Annotated in this window: 2 protein-coding genes; one reads left to right on the top strand and one right to left on the bottom strand. The window is 74.2% G+C overall.

The window, feature by feature from the left end:
• Nucleotides 1-36 precede the first annotated feature (36 nt).
• Nucleotides 37-963 (bottom strand): proline iminopeptidase-family hydrolase, encoded by a 927-nt coding sequence (locus tag ASE87_RS07565; RefSeq protein ID WP_235472239.1) that lies wholly within the window; start codon nt 961-963, stop codon nt 37-39.
• Nucleotides 964-1,090: 127 nt separating this feature from the next.
• Between ASE87_RS07565 and ASE87_RS07560 the strand changes: the two genes are divergently transcribed.
• Nucleotides 1,091-1,897 (top strand): FadR/GntR family transcriptional regulator, encoded by an 807-nt coding sequence (locus ASE87_RS07560; RefSeq protein ID WP_056227282.1) that lies wholly within the window; start codon nt 1,091-1,093, stop codon nt 1,895-1,897.
• The last annotated feature ends 29 nt before the right edge of the window (nt 1,898-1,926 follow it).

Genomic DNA, 1,926 nt, shown 5'->3' with positions numbered 1-1,926 from the left:
GGGCCGCGTCGGTTCAGGTGGCGCGGCCCGCGCCGGTCAGGAGGCGCGCGCGGCGTCGCGCAGCCCGTCGTGCGCCGCCAGGAACGGTGCGACGACGGCCCGGAACTCCTCGGGCTGTTCGAGGTGCGAGCAGTGGCTGGCGCCCGCGAACACGTGCGAGCGGACGTCGGCGATGCCGTCGACGAACGGCTGCCAGGTGGCGGGCGTCGCCTCGTCGAACTCGCCCGCGACGACGAGGGTCGGCGCGGTGATCGACGGCAGCCGGTCGACGATCGTCCAGTCGCGCATCGTGCCGATGACGTGGAACTCGTTCGGCCCGTTCATCGTGTGGTATACGGTCGGCTCGGCCTCCATCTGCTCCTCGCTGTCGACGAAGTCCTGCGGCATGGGCACCACGCGGCAGACGTGACGCTCGTAGAACACCTGCGTGGCGGCGAGGTACTCGGGGTCGGTGGTCGTGCCGTCCGCCTCGTGGCGGGCCAGCGCCTCCCGGGTGCCGGTCGGCAGCTGGTCGCGCAGCTCGCCGGCGCCCTCGACCCAGAGCCGCATGGACGCGGGCGAGTTGCAGATGGCCAGGCTCGCCAGCCCGTCCGGTGCCGTCACGGCGATCTCGGCGCCGAGCATCCCGCCCCACGACTGGCCGAGCAGGTGGTACCGCTCGAGGCCGAGGTGCGCGACGAGGGCCTCGAACTCGGCGACGAACAGGCTCGGCTGCCAGAAGTCGACCGGGGCGTCGGGCAGGTGGGTGCTGCGACCGCAGCCGAGCTGGTCGTAGTGCACGACCGTGCGACCGGTCTCGTCGGCGAAGGCCTCGAGGTTGCGCAGGTAGTCGTGGGCCATCCCCGGGCCGCCGTGCACCACGACGAGGGGCAGTGCACCGTCGCGCGGCTCGTCGGGCGTGGTGACCCGGTACCAGGTCTCGGCGTCGTGGAATGGGGCGGTGCCGGTGGTGATCGTGGACATGCGGGTGAGCATGCACCCGGCTAAGGTCTCGCGACAAGACCTTTCGCGATGCCTTAATCTGCTCGTAACACGACGAGACCTCGAGTGCCCCGCGCACGACGGGTCGGCGAGCCGGGACGGGGACGCGATGGGCCAGGACGACAGCCGAGGAGGCGCGGGCGGCTCGCGCTCGGACGTCGCGGTCGACGGCGCCCTCGGTGGCGCCCTCGGGGCCCCTCTCGCACCCACGACCCGGGTCGACGACCTCACCGACCGCCTCGTCACGGCCATCACGATCGGCGAGTACCTGCCCGGCTCGCGCCTCCCCCCGGAGCGCGACCTCGCCGCCTCGCTGCGGGTCGGCCGCATGACCGTGCGGGCCGCCCTGGCCCGACTCGTCGAGCAGGGGCTGATCGTGACGCAACGCGGGCGCGGCGGCGGCTCGTTCGTCCAGGCGCCGGCCCCGGGGTCGGGCACCGACGTCGTGCGCCGCACGCTCGCCGCGCGGTGGTCCGACCTGCGCGACACGAGTGAGGCGATCAGCCGCCTGCACGGCGTCGTCGCCGAGGCCGCCGCCGAGAACCGCACCGCGACCGACGTCGACCGGCTGCACGACCGGCTCGAGGGCTACCGGGACGCGGCGTCGGGGCTCGCGTCGCAGAAGGCCGACGAGGCCCTGCACGTCGCGATCGCCGAGGCCGCCGGCAACGCGACGCTGCGCGGGGTGCTGTTCGACCTCGAGGCCCGGGTGAGCATCTCGGCGCCGGCGCACCTCTGGGGCGGGCCGGACGGCATGCGCGAGATGGAGCTGCGCGCCCTCGCCGACCACGAGGCGCTCGTCGCCGCGATCTGCGACGGACGCGCGGCGGACGCCGCGGCCATCGCCCGCGAGCACGTCAAGATCGACCTCGAGCTGCTCGAGCGCGAACTCGGCCGACCGGACGCGACCGGCTGAACCCTGCCCTGGTGGCCGACCCGCGCCTC

Source organism: Frigoribacterium sp. Leaf44 (assembly GCF_001421865.1).
GTDB lineage: Bacteria > Actinomycetota > Actinomycetes > Actinomycetales > Microbacteriaceae > Frigoribacterium.
This window is presented reverse-complemented; position numbering and strand designations above follow the sequence as displayed.

Excerpts from the sequence above, each read along its gene's own strand:
- ASE87_RS07560 (WP_056227282.1), top strand. The coding sequence starts at position 1,091 with ATGGGCCAGGACGACAGCCGAGGAGGCGCGGGCGGCTCGCGCTCGGAC.
- ASE87_RS07565 (WP_235472239.1), bottom strand. The coding sequence starts at position 963 with ATGTCCACGATCACCACCGGCACCGCCCCATTCCACGACGCCGAGACC.